Annotated in this window: 15 protein-coding genes; 7 read left to right on the top strand and 8 right to left on the bottom strand. The window is 43.1% G+C overall.

Annotation, left to right across the window (positions count from 1 at the left end):
* Window positions 1-24: 24 nt before the first annotated feature.
* The 4 genes from U0033_RS00760 to U0033_RS00775 form a co-directional block, all read right to left on the bottom strand.
* Entirely contained in the window at window positions 25-1,407 is a 1,383-nt protein-coding gene (locus U0033_RS00760; RefSeq protein ID WP_072357310.1) for a RagB/SusD family nutrient uptake outer membrane protein, read from the bottom strand.
* Window positions 1,407-4,715, bottom strand: a complete 3,309-nt coding sequence (locus tag U0033_RS00765) for a SusC/RagA family TonB-linked outer membrane protein (protein ID WP_177318539.1) — start codon at window positions 4,713-4,715, stop codon at window positions 1,407-1,409. Before U0033_RS00765 ends, U0033_RS00760 begins: the two co-directional genes overlap by 1 nt.
* Before the next feature lie 461 nt (window positions 4,716-5,176).
* Entirely contained in the window at window positions 5,177-6,313 is a 1,137-nt protein-coding gene (locus U0033_RS00770; protein ID WP_072357312.1) for a FecR family protein, read from the bottom strand.
* A 67-nt stretch (window positions 6,314-6,380) separates the two neighbouring features.
* A complete protein-coding gene (locus U0033_RS00775) occupies window positions 6,381-6,977 on the bottom strand; it encodes an RNA polymerase sigma factor (RefSeq protein ID WP_072357313.1) in 597 nt (198 codons plus the stop codon).
* Between the two features lie 332 nt (window positions 6,978-7,309).
* On the opposite strand from U0033_RS00775, the gene U0033_RS00780 reads away from it, so the two are divergent.
* Window positions 7,310-7,432: a hypothetical protein gene (locus U0033_RS00780; RefSeq protein ID WP_262487754.1), complete on the top strand. Its 123-nt coding sequence runs from the start codon at window positions 7,310-7,312 to the stop codon at window positions 7,430-7,432.
* A 52-nt stretch (window positions 7,433-7,484) separates the two neighbouring features.
* Here the strand turns inward: U0033_RS00780 and U0033_RS00785 are convergent, their stop codons facing one another.
* The 3 genes from U0033_RS00785 to U0033_RS00795 all read right to left on the bottom strand — a co-directional run bounded on the left by U0033_RS00785 (window position 7,485) and on the right by U0033_RS00795 (window position 9,449).
* Window positions 7,485-8,024, bottom strand: coding sequence for a hypothetical protein (locus U0033_RS00785; protein WP_072357314.1), 540 nt, complete (start codon window positions 8,022-8,024; stop codon window positions 7,485-7,487).
* Window positions 8,025-8,468: 444 nt separating this feature from the next.
* Window positions 8,469-8,795, bottom strand: a complete 327-nt coding sequence (locus tag U0033_RS00790) for a DMT family transporter (protein ID WP_072357315.1) — start codon at window positions 8,793-8,795, stop codon at window positions 8,469-8,471.
* 90 nt (window positions 8,796-8,885) lie between these two features.
* Entirely contained in the window at window positions 8,886-9,449 is a 564-nt protein-coding gene (locus U0033_RS00795) for a Crp/Fnr family transcriptional regulator (RefSeq protein WP_245801712.1), read from the bottom strand.
* A gap of 85 nt (window positions 9,450-9,534) precedes the next feature.
* Here U0033_RS00795 and U0033_RS00800 point away from each other — a divergent pair, with 85 nt between their 5' ends.
* Window positions 9,535-10,143, top strand: a complete 609-nt coding sequence (locus tag U0033_RS00800; RefSeq protein WP_072357316.1) for an FMN-binding negative transcriptional regulator — start codon at window positions 9,535-9,537, stop codon at window positions 10,141-10,143.
* 60 nt (window positions 10,144-10,203) lie between these two features.
* On the opposite strand, the gene U0033_RS00805 is transcribed toward U0033_RS00800, so the two are convergent.
* Window positions 10,204-11,154, bottom strand: a complete 951-nt coding sequence (locus U0033_RS00805; protein ID WP_245801713.1) for a GntR family transcriptional regulator — start codon at window positions 11,152-11,154, stop codon at window positions 10,204-10,206.
* Window positions 11,155-12,679: 1,525 nt separating this feature from the next.
* On the opposite strand from U0033_RS00805, the gene U0033_RS00810 reads away from it, so the two are divergent.
* The 5 genes from U0033_RS00810 to U0033_RS00830 all read left to right on the top strand — a co-directional run bounded on the left by U0033_RS00810 (window position 12,680) and on the right by U0033_RS00830 (window position 20,301).
* Complete coding sequence (locus U0033_RS00810; protein WP_218163985.1) at window positions 12,680-14,512, top strand: polysaccharide biosynthesis protein; 1,833 nt, start codon at window positions 12,680-12,682, stop codon at window positions 14,510-14,512.
* 162 nt (window positions 14,513-14,674) lie between these two features.
* Window positions 14,675-15,520: a polysaccharide biosynthesis/export family protein gene (locus tag U0033_RS00815; RefSeq protein ID WP_072357318.1), complete on the top strand. Its 846-nt coding sequence runs from the start codon at window positions 14,675-14,677 to the stop codon at window positions 15,518-15,520.
* 20 nt (window positions 15,521-15,540) lie between these two features.
* Entirely contained in the window at window positions 15,541-17,955 is a 2,415-nt protein-coding gene (locus U0033_RS00820) for a GumC family protein (protein ID WP_083571349.1), read from the top strand.
* A gap of 30 nt (window positions 17,956-17,985) precedes the next feature.
* Window positions 17,986-19,275, top strand: coding sequence for a nucleotide sugar dehydrogenase (locus U0033_RS00825; protein ID WP_072357319.1), 1,290 nt, complete (start codon window positions 17,986-17,988; stop codon window positions 19,273-19,275).
* Window positions 19,276-19,293: 18 nt separating this feature from the next.
* Entirely contained in the window at window positions 19,294-20,301 is a 1,008-nt protein-coding gene (locus U0033_RS00830; RefSeq protein WP_072357320.1) for an SDR family oxidoreductase, read from the top strand.
* Window positions 20,302-20,313 lie beyond the last annotated feature (12 nt).

A 20,313-nucleotide genomic window follows, 5' to 3' on the forward strand; every position in this document is an offset into this window, starting at 1 on the left:
GAGATACCCCCGTTCCCGTTATGACTAATTATAGTCCGGGTTTTGAACCAGGTTTGGATTGGCGTTGATGGCACTTTGAGGAAGAGGGAAGTAAGCAGCTTTCGCTGTCCATGTAGATTTCAGTGCGCCCAGTACCGTGTTGATACGACCGGTTCTGCGCAGGTCAAACCAGCGGAGTCCGTATTCGGCGAACAGCTCATGCCGGCGCTCTGATTCTATTTCCAGGGCCAGCGTAGCAGCATCTGTAGAAGTGCTGGCACCAAGACCTGCACGAACACGAACGATGTTCATATCTGCTCTTGCAGTATCAGTCAGTTGCAAATGCAAAGATGCTTCTGCACGGATCAGGTATTGTTCGGCCAGTCTCAGTACCGCAGGCGCTTCCAGTCGGGTTGTACCAGTGGTATTATTCTGGTACTTGTATGGTTGGTAAGAGATTACGTTGTTGTAAGTCATGGTATGTATCCATTGCTGTCCACGCTGGTCATCAGCCGTGAAGCTATGACGGAGGGTATCCGCCATGGTATACTGCGTATAAGATGCTGCCAGTGCAAGCCCCATATAGGTATAACCTGAAGTGGCGCTCAGGTAGGAACCGAATTGCAGGATGGATTCAGTATTGTTTTTTACACTGATATTGGAGAGTGTGCCCATCGCAAATAACCCGTTATCAATCACATTCGTGGCCTCGTCAATAGCCAGCTGCCATTGCTCAGTATATAAATATACTCTTGCCAGCAATGCACCCGCTGCCCACTTTGTAATCACAGTACGGGATCCGCTTTGCGAAGTGAAATCTGCCGGCAGCACCTCTTTTGCATCTTTGAGATCTGCAATGATCTGTGCATAGATCTCTGCTGCTGTATTCCCGGGTTGCAGAGATGTTACATTCACATCTGTCTTCAATACCAGTGGAACATCCCGATACAGGTTCACGAGGTAGAAATAACATAGTCCTCTCATGAATTTTGCATTAGCGATGAGCTGTGTCTTTAAAGAGTCTTTCAGCGCACTGGATGCAGTTACCCCTTCGATCACACTGTTAAAGCGATAGATGCCTGCATAAATATCAGACCATAAACTATTCACCAGCGATGTACCGGAGGCCGCTGATAAAGGAGAATAGATATTCGTAGCGATTTCATCGTAGTTGGAGTTCGCTATATATAATAATTCATCTGCCGCCATGCCATTGACAACCGTCAGGTTGATAGCGAATGCCTGTGAACTCACTGTATTGCTCATCGCACCTGAAAGCGCAGCGAGTGCCAGTTTATCAGAACTGAATACCCTTTCCGACGAAGTCTCAGAAATTGGCGCAGGTATTTCAATCATCTTTTCGCAGGAAGCTAAACTACCAGCTACCAGCATACCTGCAATTATATATTTAAACATTGTAGTAGTCATTAGAGTGAAAGTTTAATGCCAGCAGTGAACGTACGGAGTGGAGGCAGTGTGAGCCCCTGTGATTCAGGATCGTACCCTTTATATTTGGTAATTGTCAGCAGGTTCTGGCCCTGCAGATAGATGCGTGCAGCTGTCAGATGCATGTTGCGTGCAAGATCCGATGGCAGTTCATAGCTGAATGCCATGTTCTTTAGCCGCAGGAAAGAAGCATCTACACGCATTCTGTCTGAGCCCATGTAATTACCTACTGCCGTTGAATAATTTGCACGTACATGTCGCTGATCTGCTGGTCCGTCAGCCAGGTATTTTTGCAGTGCATCTTCAGAGAGATTGTAGATGTATCCCGGTGGATAGAGTGAAGTTGAGAGAATATCTGTACCAATTTGTTTTACGAACTGGAACATGATATCCAGTGTAAACTGCTTGTAAGTAATCGTGTTGCTGAAACCACCATAGTACTTAGGATAGGCGGTGCCGTAAAAGTAACGGTCGCCCAATCCCAGCGGATATAAACCATAGGAGATGGTACCATTTTTATCCATGTCTTCTACTTTCGGCATCCCGGTTGTGCTGTCGTAACCCGCATATTTATATACATAAATACCGGAGATCGGGTTGCCTACCACATAACTGCTGTAGTAAGAAGTGCTTTTGATGTTTGGGAATGATTTTAGTTTGTTCCTGTTGAAAGAGATGTTGAAATTACTGGTCCAGTTAAAGTTTTTCTTTTGAATATTAGTCGTGTTCAGGGTAAATTCCATACCACTGTTCTGCACTTTCGCAGGCAGGTTCGCCTGGTAAGAGGAGAAGCCGGATTGTGAACTGATGGTATAGCTTACCAGCTGATTACCTGTCTGGTTATTGTAGTATGCCGGTGTGAAACGGATCCGGTCTTTCAGGAAGCCCAGTTCCATTGCAAGCTCAATCTTTTGTGTCTGTTCCCATTTATATTTGCTGTTAGCAATGCGGGAAGGCACTAAACCGGTATATCCATTATAGCTATATGAAGTGGAGGAATAGGAATCGAGGTACTGATAATTACCAATATTGTCAGATCCGGTAATGCCAAAACTGCCTCTTAACTTTCCGAAGCTCAGCCACGCGTGTTGACCCTGCATAAAGCTTTCATCAGAGAATACCCAGGCTGCACCAATCGCACCGAAATTACCAAAGCGGTTGTTCGGACCAAACCTTGAAGAACCATCTCTTCTGAAAATACCGTTCAGGATATACCGTTCATTATACACATAATTGACGCGGCCCAATATAGAAACAAACTTATAATCAGTTGAACTTGAATAAGTGCTGATTGTAGCTGCTGAACTGACGTTTTCAATGAAGTCGTCAGAGCTGAAATTGCTTGCGATGGTGTAATACGGTTGTCTTGATTTACGATATTGCCATGAACCACCTGCCATTGCAGAAATTTTGCCTTTACCCAGCACTTTTACATAACTGATCTGTGGTTCTATAATATAGTTGTTGGTATAGCTGTATACGAAAGCTGCTCTTGATACCGCGGTAGTAGAAGTCGGATCCTGTGCTGCTCTTGGTGTGAGTTGTGCCTGGTCCATATCAGCACGGCCAAAGCCGCCCATTACTTTCAGATCAAGGCCCGGGAGCAGTTTGTAACGGATGTTCAGACTGCTGTTTATATTGGAACTTTTATTCCTGTTGGTCACTGACATAACGCCCAGTGGATTGGAGAAATAAGTATTGAAATACAAAGAGCCATCCTTGTTATATAGCGGGAAGTCAGGCGACAACTGGTATGCCAGTGTCGTCAGATCCTGCAGCGCCAGGGTATTATTATCTGCTAAATACATGGCCGAAAAACCAATAGATAATTTCTGATCTAAAGAGCGGTGGTTGATGCTCACGTTTAAAGACCCACGATTATAGAACTTATCCATGTAGTAAACGGTGCTTTCATGGTGGTAGGTACCGCTGAGCAGGAAGTTGGTTCTTTCATCACCACCAGACAAACTGATATTGGCTTCTGTAGATTTGGCCGTATTACCGATCAGTAGTTGCTGGAAGTCAGTATAAGCGGTGGTGTCCCATGTTTTCAGATCCGGGGCATTGCTGGTGGTTGGCGTCAGACCAGCATTGGCAAAACCCTGTCTGCGCAACGCCAGGTATTTCGGTGTCTTTAAAGTATTAAGCATATGCGGCACGTGTGACATGCCTGTGTTCACATTGATGTTGAGGAGTGTTTTCCCGGCACGTCCCTTTTTCGTGGTGATGAGGATCACACCATTTGCCCCACGGGAACCGTAGATGGCGGTAGCGTCGCCATCTTTCAGTATTTCCACCTGTTCAATATCGCCTGGACTGATGCTGTTCAGCGGACTGGTAGCACCGTTTGCACCGTTGATCACGAAGCCTGTCTGGGCATTGATGGCGTCAGAGAGAAAGGGAACACCGTCTACAATATAAAGGGGCTGTGAGTTTTGCAGGAGTGAGTTCACGCCGCGTATCTGCACGGTGAATGCTGATCCTGGAAAACCATTGCTTTGAACGATGGTCATACCGGGCATTCTTCCCTGCATGGCCTGGAGTACGTTGGTAACGGGTTGTTTCTCGATGGCCCTGGCATCTACGCTGGCCGTACTACCGGTAGAGAGTTTTTGTGTCTCGGTATAGTAACCTTTGTTGATAATAATTTCGTTGAGGTTGCTGATAGCCGTTTCGAGAATAACCGTGAGTTGTATCCCGTTATTTTTTGTTACAATGACATTCTTATTGTAATTCGTGATCAGTGGTTCAGCGGTCCATTCTTCGCCTGATTTGCGGATGACTATTTCGATGGGCGCATAGCCTACCATGGAGAATTGCAGGATCATGCCTTCGGTTACAGCGCCGATGCTGAAGGTTCCTTTAGGTGTGGTAGTGGTACCACCTAATCCGATAACGCGTACGGAGGCACCTGGCAAGGTTTCGCCTGCTTTGTTTTTCACGGTACCGGTGATGTCTATTCTTGGAATAGGGAGCCCGATGGGGGTGGGCGCGAAGTCTTTTTGGGAGAGGTAGATGGTTTTGCCTTCGATGAGGTAGGTGAGGGGTTCTCTTGCGAGAACGAGGTCAAGGAAATTAGCCAGCGACATGTCCTGGACGGAGATGGATACGGGAGTGGCGGTTTGTAGCACATCTCTGTTGTAGAAAGCGACATAGCCGGTTTGTTTCTCGACGGCGTTAAGGACCTGCTTTAACGGGAGATGTTTTCCCGTAAAAGTAATGCGTTGAGAAAATCCTGTGGCCTGTACCTGTAGAAAGGCGACAGTTAATAAGATCACTGTTAATTTCATTGCTCTTACCAGATTTGGTTGAAGTCGCGATTGCTGCTGCGACCTTTGTGGCAGGGGTATAGGAAGCCCTAACCAATTTGCAGTTTTTTGCATAAATTGCATTGTTTGGCTGTTAAAAAGAAGTCTTGAAGCTAATTTTTACCGGGTCGGACGTTGCCGGGAGTGTTCCACCACTTCCGGTTTTGTTTTTTGAGCCCGGGTGTTTTATTGGTTGTTTGGGAGTGGATTAGTACTCCCGATGTGTGTAGTAAGGTGCCATGTGTTCACGTTGATTTTGGTTTGTTGATTGCATTGATTGTGATAATTATATTGATTTTGGCTTTTGATTGGCGATTGCTGATTTTTGATTGCAGTTGTCGTTTTTGACAGTTTTTGTCGGCTTTGCGGTTGGTTTGTTATTGCGTATTTCTTGCTAAGCGTATAAGGGCTTACCTGTTTTAATTCTTTTCTTATTTCTCCTATTATTTATACACCACCAGTCTCCGCTCTCCCTCCAATCTGAAATGCACTCCTGTCGCCTCCAGCCCTCTTAATAGCCCTGCCAAAGATACATCCCTGCTCATTTTACCTCCGAATACGATATCTGGTACATTAGGCGCGTACACCACTTCAATATCATACCACCGTTCGAGCTGTCGCATTATTCCCCGCAGCGATTCCCCTTCAAAATTAAATATGCCATTCTTCCACGCGGTAATTTTTTCGACGTCGGCGTTTACGATTGTCAACGTTGTGGTGAGCTGTGCGGTTTGTCCGGGCCGCAGCAGCGTGTTCTGTATTTTCACGGCTCCGTCTACCAGGGTGGTATTGATGGCGGATTCGTCAGTGTAAGCGTTGATGTTAAAGCTGGTACCCAGTACAGCTATTTCGGCCTTGCCTGGTATATTTACGAAAAATGGCTGGCTGGCGTTGGGAGCAATTTCAAAATATGCTTCGCCACAGATGTCCACGCGTCTTTCCGGACTGGTGAAGGCGGTTGGATAGCGGAGAGAGCTCTGGGCATTGAGCCATACTTTGGAGCCGTCAGGCAGGATGACGGTGAATTGCCGGCCTTTTGGGGTAGTCATGGTGTTGAACGCAGTGCTGTTGCCAGCGCCTTCATAATTGAGCTGTCCCTTATGTAAGGTGGCGTTAGTGCCGGAAACCTGACCATTTGCCAGGCTGTCAAGGACTACCTGGTCGCCATTGGCGAGGGTAAGAATAGCACCTTGTTTACCTGGCAGAATGTCGGTCAGTTGTATGGTTGGTTTAATAAAAGCGGCCGGGTGCTGATGATGAGACCAGTAGAAGGTGGTGCCTGAGATGAGCAGGGTTGCTATGGCAGCAGCTGCGGCCCACTGGTAGCGTATCTTCCTGACTGGCCGGCGTTGAGATTGGATTTTTTGTTGTACACGCGCCCATTGTTCATCAGGGGATACCTGATGGTAATATTGCAGATCATGGTGTGGCCACTGGCCGGAGATGATCTCGGTTAATACTTGCTGGTTGCGGGTATCGGCGGAGAGCCAGGCCTGGAGGGCCTGGGATTCTTCAGGCGAAAGTGCCTGTTGCGACCAGGATTTGTATAGCACACGAAGCAATAGTGAGTTTGGTTGCATATGATACTTAAACGAGCGGGAAAGGGAAGTGCAACAGGATGGTGAAAATTTATTTTAGATTTTTTGCCTATCTCTTTATCAAAGCCAGCAATATTACGACCACTTCAAGCAACTGCTTCTCCAGCAACAATTTCCTCAATTGTACCAGCGCCCTTGATTTCTCCATTCTTACATGGGCCTCGGTCATAGATAGCAATCGGGCTATTTCCCCTGTTTTCTTTTCTTTGAGGAAACTATATTCCAATATCTGCCTTGACCGTTCCGGCAGGCTTTTCAGCTCTGAAAGGATCAGCTGTAGTAATTCGGTTTGCAGTATCCTGGCGTCGATAGAAATATCTGGTTCATTGGTAATGTCTGTGATGGCCTCTTGCGCATTGTTCACGACCTGTCTGTGTTTGAGTAGGTCATAGCAGGCATTCCGGACGGTGATATATAGAAATGATTTAATAGCATTGCCATTATTAAATTGTACACGGCGCTCCCATAGTGCCGCAAACGCGGTACTGACTACATCTTCCGCTTCTTCTTTCTGCCCAAGTATTTTATGTGCGAAATAGCACAGTGGTTGGAGCTGCGCGTTAAAGATAGTGCGGAATGCATATTCGTCGCCCCGCGAGAAGCGTAGGATGATGTCCGGATCGTTATAAGGTGTAAGAATTGTCAAGTCAGCCGAAAGTTAGACACACGTTTTGCATTCGGTCAAAAATACTATTTTTTTAATAGGTTGATAGTGGGATTTGTTTTTTGGGCGGGCAGGATAGGGTTTGGTCTACCTGCTTTATACTATTTTGTCCGAAATTCCACCCACTTTGCTGGGAGCATGGTTTGGAAAGAACGGGCTTGAATTATCAGGGCGTTCGAATGGGATTGATGAAACACCCGTAGTACCTTATTCAGAGCAGAAGAGTATTTCGACCCAGGAAACTTTTAATAACGATACGATTGATATAACGTTTCTGAAAAGGGAATTGGTGCGGATGACAGAAAAGATCGGATTTGAGTGCTGGTGCTGGGGTATCTGGTGTATACGAAGGAGACAGTGACGAGGGGGAAGCGATGGAAAAGGTGGGGGTAAAGCAGCTGGAGACGGGGAATAGCAGCCCTAAACCGGCTCAATGATGCGGCTTTTCAAACCAGGACAAATGAAATAATTATTTAAAACAGGCAGTATTTATTCCAAATGGATTTCTCGCACGGTTTCATTTCCTGGCAGATCCACCGCAACAGCAATTAATTTCCCGCCAGCTGGCAGACTGGCGGCTTTGTAATACCAGTCCACTCCATTCCGGCCCGGGATGGCGGCTCCTCTTTCCAGGATTGTACCTGCAGAGTCGAGTACGCGCACTTCAACTGCTGCAACCCGGAATTCATCTTTTGCTTTTACAACAACTGTTGTGTCTTCGAATTGAATATGCTGTATTTCAGGCGAGTTATAGGCATCTTTAACTGCCATGTTGTAAGCGTTCTGTCCGGGGCCTGCTTTGGACTTATAATAGTCTTTAAGGACCGGATCCTTCAGCATTTGCTTTGCATAAGCAGCAGCAACCATCATCTTATAACGCGCTTCCTGTTGCTTTGGGGTCGGTTTTTTATTGGACCGTCCGCGTTTTTTAGCCATTATGATCTGGCCATTCCGTTCGTAAATGGTGATTTCTCCGCCGAGGGTGCCGCGTACGGACTGAAGGAGTATGTTGTCTTTTACAAGAGCCATGATAGCTGGTTTTGGGGTTATAAAGCAATAATAAGAATAAGCCGTGAAATATAGGTAAGTATCAATGCTAAATGAGTATTACTACTTCACTAAATGTATATTAGAAGGTCACTTCAATATCAAACCGATATTGAAGTGACCTTCTAATGTGCTTTTAATAACATCATAATAAACTTATAGCATTATGTCTTGCCTATAGCCTTCTTATAAGAGCAGGGAGACTGGGAACTTGCTGAGACAGGCAGGGAACTGTTCAGGCAAATAGGAAAAGTAATTGAGGATGCCGCCAATTAGGAAAAGACAGGACCAGGGAGGATTAGAAATAAGAAAGAAGATGCTTCCTAACCAGGCAAAGAAGAATTAACCTTGCACCATACCTGGGATTCAATCCGGTAAATAATTATAGTACGCTTTTGCATTATAAAAGAATGATCCAAATCCGGATCATTCTCCTACTACTTTCAATCCAATAATAGACCCGATCAATAGCGTAATAAAAATAATACGCCATGTATTTACCGGATCTTTGAATACAAAAATACCTACTAATACCGTGCACACAGTTCCTATACCGGTCCATACCGTGTAGGCTGTACCGATAGGAATGGTCTGTGCTGCTTTCATCAGCAAACCAAGGCTGAATGCCATTGCAATGACCAATGCCGTATACCAGCCATAGGCTGTAGTGCCGCTCACAGCCTGGGCTTTGCCTAAACAAAATGTAAATGCTGTTTCCAGTAATCCCGCAAGAACTAATATTATCCAATTCATAGCGGCAAAGGTCTGAATAGAGGGGGAGAATATTTTATACAAATGATAAAAAATGAAGCAGGAACATCGTAGTAAGAACCACCTGCAAGCCTACTGCTTTGTCCTGATCCTGCTCAAACTGACCTGTGTAATTCCCAGGTAACTCGCTATATGCCCCAGCGATACCCTCCTCAGCAACTCCGGTGTATCCTGCATTAAATCTCCATACCGCTCTGAGGCTGTTCTGAACTGCCTTGCTATCAGGCGCTCTTCTGTCTTTGCCAGCTCTTTCTCTGCCAGTTTACGTCCCCAGTTAGCAATATAAAGATCCTCATTATACAAGGCTTCCAGGGCTGCCCCATCAAACTGATACAGATCACTGTCCTCCAGCAATTCTATATCCTCATAACTCTTCTCCCTGCTTACGTAGCTTTTCATCGATAGCACCGGATCGCCCTCCATACCAAAGAAAAAAGTAATACTCGTATCGTCTTTCTCTGTAAACGCCCTTACAATCCCTTTTTTAATAAAATACAGGTCATGATCGATCTTATCTGCCCTGAATAACAAATGGTATTTTTGAAACGATACTACCTCCGCAATGCCCAGTAGTTTTGCTACCGCTGCTGCAGGTATCGGATGGATCCGGTGTATAATATCTGTCAAGGTCATCATGATGCAAAAATAGCTATTCTCTGGACTACCGGATATTTCCCTGCTGGCACCTGAAAAAAACCTTGAAATTACACACCTTTGTTCTATGTATATACCACACGATAACCTAATGGACAATCCTGCTGAAATCCTTTCTTTCATTCAGCGCTACAGCTTTGGAACCCTTGTTACGAATATAGAAGGGATCCCTGTTGCCACTCATCTGCCTTTTCATGCAAAAATGAAAGACGGGCAACTCATCCTCACCACGCATATAGCAAAAGCGAATAAACAATGGCAGGGGATTACAGACCAGCAAAACCTGGTTATTTTCTCGGAACCCCATGCATACATTTCTCCTTCCAATTATGACAGCAGGCAATCCGTTCCTACCTGGAACTACCTCTCTGTACACGCATACGGCAAGGCAAATATTATCGACGATAAAGAAGCGGTAATGGCACTACTGGAATCGGCCATCGAAGATTATGAGCCAGCTTATATGGCCCAGTGGAATGAATTGCCAGAGGCATTTAAATATAAAATGGCGAATGGTATTGTCGCATTTGAAATAGCGGTGACTACCCTCCAGGGGAAGAAGAAACTCAGTCAGAATAAAACTGATGAAGAGCGGAAACGTATTATCGAATCTTTGAAAAAATCAGGGGACACGAATATGTCGCAGTTAGGGGAGTATATGGAGGGAAAAAAATAATCCATTGCAATGGCTTCTTTTAAAGTGGTCATTGCAATGGATATTAATCCTAAAAGTTTGTTATAAGGAATTCCTCACTATCAGTTTAAAGTCATTCTTCACCACTTCCAGCTTCCTCTCCAGGATCATCCTTGCTGCTGCCTGGCCCATCGCATCGTGGTCGGTAGAAATAACTGTTATACCATCTAACAGGACCTCCTTCAACAAGGTTTCATTATAGCTTACGATGCCCACATCTTTCCCAACTTCCAATCCCTGATTGCGGCAAATTTTCACCAGATTGACCAGGTCCATTTCCTCAATGATCACATACGCCTGTCCTTTTTTTACGGGGGTGTTCAGCTCAACCCCGTCTATCACGGAATAATTAAAATCATTCATTCTGCAAAAGTACTGGAAGCCCATCTTGATCTCCTCGGGGTATGGTGTCATCCCAGGATTCGCGTATACCAACCTATCATACTTCAACAGTTGTGGTAATGCATCTGTCAATGAAGCATATATATCCTTCTCAAAATTCTGATATACCATTCCGTATCTTCCTTTCAGGCCAGGCAGGTCTCTGTCCAGTAAGATCAGCTGGTCTGCCGGTACCTGTTGTATGATCTCCAATACCTTCTCTGATTGCTCATAAAAATGAGGCATAATCACATAGAAATCATAATCCCCAATCCGGTTATTCATCAAACTTTCGAACAAAGCGACACTATGATGATGAATGTGCAAGTCTACAAATACATTATCCCCTAATGCATGCACAAATGCATTATACAACTGCTTCTTATAATTACTTATTTTATTAAATAAGAGTAAGATCCGTAAGGGGGTTGTGACATCGGTACGATTGATAAAATACCCCTTACCTTTTACTGATATAATTACTTTCTTATCCCTCAGTTCATTATACGCTTTCTCCACAGTACCGCGTGATAACAGGTATTCTTCACTCAGTTCATTTATAGAGGGTATTTGCTGGTCACGCTTTAATACCCCATCCCTCACGGCTGCCATTATGGAATGCACTATTTGCTGATAAACGGGAATTTTGCTACTTGTATCAAGTTTCAACCCTTTCATACCCTAAAGTACTTAAAACTTATATATTTAGAATCCTCAGGACGATAAGATCTAAAACAAACCTTCCATAAAAGCACCTGCTGTAAAGCAAGACACTGACCTAATATGACTATATAATTAATATATCCGTGTGAACATAATTTGCATAATTATTGTTCTTCTTATGGTTTACCCGCCTGCTGATTGTAAAAAGACCCATAGAATGGATGACTATTCGTATTAAAATGTGCGATATAGGTGGTAATACATAGATTCTTATAATGAAAGTTTCCGTTTATTTATAGACGTGGCGTGGATTTGGGATGTCCATCAAATTTTGTTAACAAATCATTATTGTTTTTGTATTATCGATAGTATTAATTTTGATTTATAAATAATGCGCATTTTATAAGTTTCTTTCCCCTCCAAAGAATTTTAACCATACGCCTTGAACGTTTTACCATAAATGGATGTTGTCGTTATTAACGGGTACGATTATATGTACACAACTTTTACTGATTAAATTATGAATCACAATCAACATGCTGCAATCCCGCAAACTAATGCTACTAAAAGAGTTCATCGTTGTCCGCGTTGCAAAGGCGGTATACTTGAGGATCGTGTGCCCCGTGGCTTTATCGTTAAGTATCTCCTGGGAGTTTTACCCCTGAGGCGATACATTTGTTATAAGTGTTTCAAAAAATCCTACATATGGCATAGAGACGGAGAATAATTTACTTACCCCGATATCCCCAAAAACGGAAACCACAAAATACATATACCGATAAATTACTGGCATAAGTAATAACCCTTATTTGTTATTACTTCATTGAGTTGTTTTTCTGAAAAACAAAAACAATCTTCTGTAAAAATTGTTATCTGTTCGATGCATATTCTTTGTAAAGACCTTCAATTGGTACAAAGTTTGTTTAATAAGTCATCACTGAAGGTTATTGTGAAATAGGAGGATGCCAGATTTAAATTTATTGGAATATATCTGACACAACAAGCTTTTAGAGTTAATCTAGCCTCCCAGGAGAACTTTTGTGCAGGCATTTCGTCGGATCATTTGTATCCCTGTTGATATTGGATACGATGCGAATTGTCATAAAAATCATTACAATTCCCGTTAAACGTTCAAAATAGGAACCTCCCTGATAGGTACGTATAAATACGTATTTTTTTAATAAATACATTTACTTCCTATTAAAGGCCTTCCAGACTAATCGACCAAAAATCGATACAAGTAATTATCTTTTATTAATTTATATTTACAAAATATATCTAAATTATGGATAATTTATATGATTAAAAAAAACATCTAATCTTAAATGCCTATTCTTAATGCAAAAGTTAATTTAATATATTTACTTTGCACGTTGTTTATCTCGTACGACATAAACATGATAATAAGGGTAAGTATTGGAGATTGGGACAATTTAAATCACTGGTACAGTTTTAACCTTATCTAATTAATTCGATGACTAAGAGATCTTGGATAACCCCGGCCTGGCTGATATTACTATTAGACCTCGGGTGTTCTATTGTTGCTATGAGCCTGGCTTATTTGCTTAGGTTCAATTTTAACCTCGAAGATTTTAGCCATTATCCCCTGAAAGATATCATGGTGGTAGTGCTATGTACGAACCTGTTATCTTCACTGATATTCCGTACTTATACCGGTATTGTCCGATATACTAGTATGTCCGATGTAGGCAGAATATCAGGGATGGGGTTATTTGGAAGTCTAATCTATTTTTCTGTGAACTATGCTGCTGTGCATAACAGCACTAGTGTCATGTTTCCATTGTCTATCATCCTTATTAACTTCTTCATTAGTATTTCCGCCCTTTTGTCTTATAGGTTATTCGTAAAGTGGGCTTTCCATTATTATGCCCGATACGGTACGATTAATAAAACCAAGGCTGTTATCTACAATGCTTCCTACTCAGGCCTGATGGTACGTAAGGCTATAAGTGAAGATGTCTCCGGGAGTATTCGTATCTGTGGATTTTTAGATGATATGCTGACCCGGGCTGGCAAGCGATTGGAAGGATTACCTATCTATGCCACAAACAGGGCTTCTCTGGAAAAACTGGCTAAACAGGATGATATAAAACTTCTCCTTATCACGGAAGAAGTAATGGACACCCAGTTATTAAATAACCTGGTAGACCATTGCCTCTCTCTCAATATTAAAGTTCAAAAAGTTTTACCTGTCAACAAATGGATCAATTCAGGCTGGAATTCCTCCAAGCTCCAGGATATAAAAATTGAAGACTTGCTGGATCGATCCGTTATTAAAATCAATAATGCGCAGGTTCAAAAAGAAGCAAAAGGCAAGTCAATCCTGGTAACTGGTGCTGCAGGTTCTATTGGTAGTGAATTAGTTCGACAGCTCGTAAAGCTGCAGCCTTCCGTTTTAATTCTCTGCGATAAGGCGGAATCCCCTTTGCACGAACTTGAGCTTGAGTTGTTGGATATGGCTTACAATGTAGCAATTGTGCCATTTATTGCAAATGTCTGTGATAGAACACGCATGCAGCAGCTATTTGAAGTTTACGCACCAACGATGGTATACCACGCAGCTGCCTACAAGCATGTGCCAATGATGGAAAAAAATCCGTCAGTTGCGGTGATTAATAATGTATTAGGTACCAAAATCCTGGCTGAACTGTCTGCGGACTTCGGCGTGGAAAAATTTGTAACAGTATCAACTGATAAAGCTGTTAACCCAACCAATGTGATGGGCGCATCCAAAAGGATTGCCGAGATCTTTACCCAGTCTTTTAACCATCACATGCACAAACATTACAAAAAAACCGGTCCTGTATATGGTCACCCACCTACCAGGTTCATCACAACCCGATTTGGAAATGTACTTGGTTCAAATGGAAGTGTTATTCCCCGCTTCAAACAGCAACTAGAGAAAGGAGGACCACTTACCGTGACCCACCCGGAAATTACACGCTACTTCATGACCATCCCCGAAGCCTGCCAGCTTGTTCTGGAAGCAGGCGCAATGGGTCAGGGAGGTGAAATTTTCGTGTTCGACATGGGACAGCCGGTAAAAATTGCCCACCTGGCAAGGAAAATGATCCAGATGAGCGGCCATGAACCAGGAAAAGACATCCAGATTGTCTATACCGGCCTTCGCCCCGGAGAGAAATTATATGAGGAACTACTTAATAATTCTGAGAATACTGTGAGTACATATCATGAGAAAATCATGATAGCCAAGGTCAGAGAGTACGATTTCGCTGAAGTAAATGCAAGAATTGAGCAACTGATAGAATCCGCTAATAAGCACTAGATTACACCAACAGTGGCACTAATGAAGCAATTGGTCCCCGAGTTTATTAGTAAGAATTCCGCATATGAGCAATTGGATAAAGATAAAATAAAATTGTCCTAAGTTTGCAGGCATAAATTTGCTTATAACGGAACCATCATTTTTAAACAATTATTTAAATAAATGAATCTAATTAAAAAGGAAGGGATACGCCAATATAGCCCTATTAAATATCTGTGGATAGGATGTATTGTTTTAGTTAGCTTGTTTTCTTGTTCCAGTCCTAAGAATATAACGTACTTTAAAGATATTCCAGATACAATTAATAATCGTAGTGTCGAGCTAGCCGCATTTGTAACTCCAACTATTCAGGCAGATGATATTTTACAAGTCACTATACAGACGCTGGATGTAGCCACAACATCCATGATGAACCCCGGGAATTCGATTTTAGCAACCAATGGTGCCAGCCCCGTGGCTGTTCCTGGTGTTCCTTCTACAAATACGCCTGTACCTAACAGCTACCTGGTTGATAAAAATGGTTATGTTGTACTTCCTATAATCGGGAAAATAATGGTAGCTGGTAAAACTACTGACCAGGTCAGAGATGAGATTAAGAAAGGCGCAGACCAATATTATAAAGATCCTGTTGTGGTCGTTCGTTTTGCAAATTTTAAGATTACTGTACTTGGAGAAGTAACAAGACCAGCTGCATATGTAATGCCCAACGAAAAGGTAAGCATTCTTGATGCGATTGGAATGGCCGGTGATCTGACCATTTATGGCAAAAGAGAAAATGTACTGCTGATCAGGGATAATAATGGTAAAAAGGATTTTGTACGCTTCAACCTGAATGATAGTAAATTGTTTTCCTCTCCATACTTCTATTTACATCAGGGTGATGTGGTATATATAGAGCCAAACAAAGCCAAGGTAAATTCGACTGATATGTCGCAGGTAAGAAACATTTCTATCCTGACCTCTGTAATATCTGTAGTGATCATTGCAGTTTCCAGAATCAATTTCTAGTATAATTTCATATAAAGTATATGAATAGTAGCGATAATATGCATCTGAATGGTCACGTTAACGGGCAGACCTTTAAAAGTGACAGTACAGATAGTAAAATAGTAGTAAGAAGGATTGTTGATAAAGTAATTTCCAACTGGTATTGGTTTGTTTTGTCTTTAATCTTAGGTGTCGGTATAGCCATGGCATATTTAAGATATGCCAACCCGGATTATAAAATAAATGCAAAGATCATTGTAAAAGATGATAAGAAAGGAGGGGATTTTCCCGGGCAGGAAATTCTTTCCCAGTTGTCCATGTTCAATAATAAGGATAACGTGGATAATGAAGTGGAAGTGCTGAAATCCCGCTCCCTCATGGAAAAGGTTGTGCATGACCTGCAATTGAATGTATTGTATACTGAATCCGGTCGGATCAAGACTGCCGAAATATTTGGAAATGTTCCCTTCAAATTACATTGGGTATCCCTGAGAGATACGCTTATTCCTAATGATTACCAGGTAATTACAAAAGGAGAACAGGGTTTTGAGATCTCCAGCAAGGGCATGGGAAAGATCAATGGCAAATGGGGTGATACCCTGAAGCTGACAGAAGGCGCCGCCGTTTTAACCCGTGAATGGCAATTCCCGGTAGATGCAGGTCATAAATATGGCATCCAGGTGATCTCTATCGATAATGCCGTTGCCAATTACCAGAAGAACTTTGCGATCTCTGTTCCAAACAAACAGGTGAGCGTGATCGATATGTCCCTTATTTCTACCGTTCCTGCCAAAGGAGAGTTGATCGTCAATTCCCTGATCAATGCCTACCTGCATGCAAATGTGGAAGATAAGAACCGTATTGCAGACAGCACCATCACATTTATTGACAGGCGCCTGGTAGTAGTGAGCAGTGAATTGTCAGGCGTTGAAAAAGACATTCAGCAATTCAAACAGGATAATAACCTCGCTGATATTACTGAACAGTCTAAAGCCCTGATCAGTGGTACCACCGATTTTGCAAAGCAACTGACTGAGCAGGAAGTTAACCTGAGCGTAATTAAGTCACTCGAATCCTATATCAAAGACGATAAAAATAATACCCGCATCGTTCCAACTGCACTGATCGTACAGGACCCGACATTTATGTCACTGGTTGAAAAGTACAATAACCTGGAGCTGGAAAGAGAACGTTTGCTGATGACAAATACAGAAGCAAACCCTGTGGTGAAAAATGTCGACATACAGATCGCTGGTTTAAGAGCAGACCTTCAAACAAGCCTCGGTACGTACAAACGCGGTGTGGAAGTGAGCATCCGGGAATTACAGACCCGTTCTTCCGCATTAAATAGCCAGATTCACCAGGTGCCTGGAAAAGAAAGGATCTTCCTGGACTACTCAAGGCAACAGGCTATCAAACAGGAATTGTACCTTTTCCTGCTGAAAAGACGTGAGGAATCTGCCATTTCCAAGTCATCCAATATGGCGATTGCAAGGGTGATCGATCCTGCAAAGAGCGAACCGATACCTTTTAAACCCAAGCATTCCCTGGTGATCCTGATCGGTTTACTGGTCGGTATTGCAATTCCTTCGCTTTGTTTATACCTGAAAGATATCCTGAGCACAAGGATCGCCTATAAGAACGATATCAAGGAAAATAGCCCTGTGCCTATCCTGGCAGAGATCGGACACAGCGAATATAAAGACCTGGTGGTGGTAAAGAAAGAAAATTCTTCCCTGCCATTGGTTGAGCAGTTCCGCGCTATCAGAACGAACCTCCAGTTCGTACTGTCCGGGAAAAATGAAAAGATCATTCTGGTTACATCCAGCATGAGTGGTGAGGGGAAATCTTTTATTGCGACCAACCTCGCAGCAGTTCTGGCTCTTTCCGGCAAGAAAGTCGTGCTCATGGAAATGGACCTGAGAAAGCCAAAGATCTCCCTGAACCTGGGAGTAAACAATCAAACGGGCTTCAGTACCTATGCTATTGGTAAGACCTTAATCGAAGATGTAATCCGCCCTTCAGATATTCACCCCAATTGTAGCCTGATCACTTCTGGTCCGATTCCGCCAAACCCGGCAGAATTATTGCTATTGGAGAAGACGGAAAAATTATTTGAGCATTTACGCCAGGAATTTGATTACATTATTGTGGATACAGCACCAGTAGGTCTGGTAACAGACGGTCAGCTGCTCGCTAAATATGCCGACGCCACCCTATACATTGTAAGACAAGGCTTCACATTTAAGGCACAATTACAGATTAGCCGTGACCTGTACCTGCAGCGGAAAATGCCAAAAGTCAACCTGGTTGTGAATGACGTGAAAATGGATCGTGCCAGCGGATATGGTTATGGATACGGTTATGGTTATGGCTATGGCTATGCCGGCGATACCGATGGTAGCAAACCATCTAAAGGATTGAAGTCAAGATTACAGAAATCTAAAAAAGCATAAAATAAACCTCAACTAAAATATCACAACTTTATGGTGCCAAACGCAAGATTAGCGGTAATTGGATTGGGATATGTCGGATTGCCACTAGCGGTCGAATTTGCCAAAAAATACCTGACCATTGGATTTGATATTAATCAGAAGAGGGTAGGAGAGTTAAACGAAGGAAATGATTTTACACTTGAAGTAGCCAGCAAAGATCTGTTGAAAGTCCTGACAAAAGACATCAATGCATCTTCCGGCCTGCTTTGTACTGCGAATTTAGAGGAGATACGGAATTGTAATTATTTCATTGTAACTGTGCCTACCCCAGTAGATAAGCACAACAGGCCAGACCTGACCCCATTGTACAAAGCCAGTGAAACTGTCGGCAAAGTATTGAAGAAAGGAGACATCGTCGTGTACGAGTCAACTGTATATCCGGGTGTTACAGAAGAAGAGTGCGTTCCTGTACTGGAAAGGGTATCTGGCTTAAAATTCAATGTTGACTTCTTTGCAGGCTACTCTCCTGAGCGTATTAACCCCGGCGATAAGGAACATACTGTATCAAAAATACTAAAGGTAACTTCCGGCTCTACCCCGGAAACAGCGGATAAAGTAGATGCATTGTATAACTCTGTGATAGTGGCAGGTACCTACAAAGCTGCATCTATCAAAGTGGCGGAAGCAGCAAAGGTAATTGAGAACTCTCAGCGTGATATCAACATCGCTTTTGTAAATGAACTCGCAAAGATCTTTAACAGGATGGGTATTGATACAGAAGATGTATTGAATGCCGCAGGTACCAAATGGAACTTTCTCAAGTTTAAACCTGGATTAGTAGGTGGCCACTGTATTGGTGTAGATCCTTACTACCTGGCCCAGAAAGCACAGGAGCTGGGTTACCACCCCGAAATTATCCTGGCGGGCCGCCGGCTGAATGACGGTATGGGTCAGTATGTAGCCATGGAAGTGGTAAAGCTGATGGTGAAGAAGAGCATTCCTGTAAAAGGAGCAAAAATACTGGTACTGGGTTTTACCTTCAAAGAGAACTGCCCGGATGTAAGAAATACCAGGGTAATCGATATTCTCACTGCACTGAAAGAATATGAAACCGAAATCGTAGTGTATGATCCGTGGGCAAATCCTGCGGAAGTAAAACATGAATATGGCTGGGATTCTGTGCAGGAACTGGATGGTACCTGTGATTATGATGCAGTTATTTCTGCCGTAGCACACAAACAGTTCAACGGCCTTGATATTAAAGGATTGTGTAAGGATACGAGTGTTGTCTATGATGTGAAAGGGGTGCTGGCTAAGGAAATAGTAGACGGAAGGCTTTAATTCAATATTAATTAATTCATGTATAATACAATTTATCATCCCGGTCAGCTTTCAGGACATTCTTTCCTGGTAACCGGAGGAGCAGGATTTATAGGTTCCAACCTGGTAGAATACCTGCTCAAACATGGTGCAGGGAAAGTGCGGGTGTTAGATAATTTTATAACCGGACACAGGAAAAATTTGGAGGAGTTCATGGATAACCCGGCCTTCGAACTGCAGGAAGGGGATATCCGGAACCTGGAAGATTGTAAAGCCGCAGTAAAGGGTATAGACTACGTGCTACACCAGGCTGCGCTTGGCTCAGTGCCACGTTCCATCAATGATCCTATCACCACCAATGATATTAATGTTTCAGGATTTCTGAACATGCTGGTTGCTGTAAGGGATGAAAATTGCAAACGCTTTGTGTACGCCGCCAGTTCCAGTACATACGGAGATCATCCTGGTCTGCCTAAGGTAGAAGAGCACATCGGAAAACCTTTATCACCTTACGCGGTGACAAAGTATGTAAATGAGCTGTACGCAGATGTATTCGGAAAAACGTATGGAATGGAGCTCATTGGTTTACGCTACTTCAATGTATTCGGACAACGACAGGATCCGAATGGTGCATATGCAGCGGTGATCCCTAAATTCGTTTCCCAATTCATTCGTTATGAAAGTCCTGTTATTAATGGGGATGGCGCCTTCTCCCGGGACTTTACTTATATCGACAACGTGGTGCAGGCAAATATTAAAGCGCTGTTTGTAGCTGTTGAAGCAGCAGTAGGACAGGTATATAACGTGGCATTTGGTGAACAAACATCATTGACTCAGCTCACTGACGCCCTAAAGAAAGAGCTACAGGTGTTTGATGCAAAGATCGGAGATGTATCTGTCATTTACGGTTCGAATAGAATAGGTGATATTCCACATTCACTGGCCTCCATTGAAAAGGCACGAAAATTACTGGGCTACCAGCCGGCTTATTCCTTTAAGGATGGGTTGAATGAAGCTGTAGCATGGTATTGGCGCAACCTGAAATAGTATGATCTTCCT

This window comes from Chitinophaga sancti, from assembly GCF_034424315.1.
Classification (GTDB): Bacteria; Bacteroidota; Bacteroidia; order Chitinophagales; family Chitinophagaceae; genus Chitinophaga; species Chitinophaga sancti.

Coding starts and splice junctions, on each gene's coding strand:
- U0033_RS00760 (WP_072357310.1), bottom strand. CDS start 1,407: ATGACTACTACAATGTTTAAATATATAATTGCAGGTATGCTGGTAGCT.
- U0033_RS00765 (WP_177318539.1), bottom strand. CDS start 4,715: ATGAAATTAACAGTGATCTTATTAACTGTCGCCTTTCTACAGGTACAG.
- U0033_RS00770 (WP_072357312.1), bottom strand. CDS start 6,313: ATGCAACCAAACTCACTATTGCTTCGTGTGCTATACAAATCCTGGTCG.
- U0033_RS00785 (WP_072357314.1), bottom strand. CDS start 8,024: ATGGCTCTTGTAAAAGACAACATACTCCTTCAGTCCGTACGCGGCACC.
- U0033_RS00790 (WP_072357315.1), bottom strand. CDS start 8,795: ATGAATTGGATAATATTAGTTCTTGCGGGATTACTGGAAACAGCATTT.
- U0033_RS00795 (WP_245801712.1), bottom strand. CDS start 9,449: ATGATGACCTTGACAGATATTATACACCGGATCCATCCGATACCTGCA.
- U0033_RS00800 (WP_072357316.1), top strand. CDS start 9,535: ATGTATATACCACACGATAACCTAATGGACAATCCTGCTGAAATCCTT.
- U0033_RS00805 (WP_245801713.1), bottom strand. CDS start 11,154: ATGGCAGCCGTGAGGGATGGGGTATTAAAGCGTGACCAGCAAATACCC.
- U0033_RS00810 (WP_218163985.1), top strand. CDS start 12,680: ATGACTAAGAGATCTTGGATAACCCCGGCCTGGCTGATATTACTATTA.
- U0033_RS00815 (WP_072357318.1), top strand. CDS start 14,675: ATGAATCTAATTAAAAAGGAAGGGATACGCCAATATAGCCCTATTAAA.
- U0033_RS00820 (WP_083571349.1), top strand. CDS start 15,541: ATGAATAGTAGCGATAATATGCATCTGAATGGTCACGTTAACGGGCAG.
- U0033_RS00825 (WP_072357319.1), top strand. CDS start 17,986: ATGGTGCCAAACGCAAGATTAGCGGTAATTGGATTGGGATATGTCGGA.
- U0033_RS00830 (WP_072357320.1), top strand. CDS start 19,294: ATGTATAATACAATTTATCATCCCGGTCAGCTTTCAGGACATTCTTTC.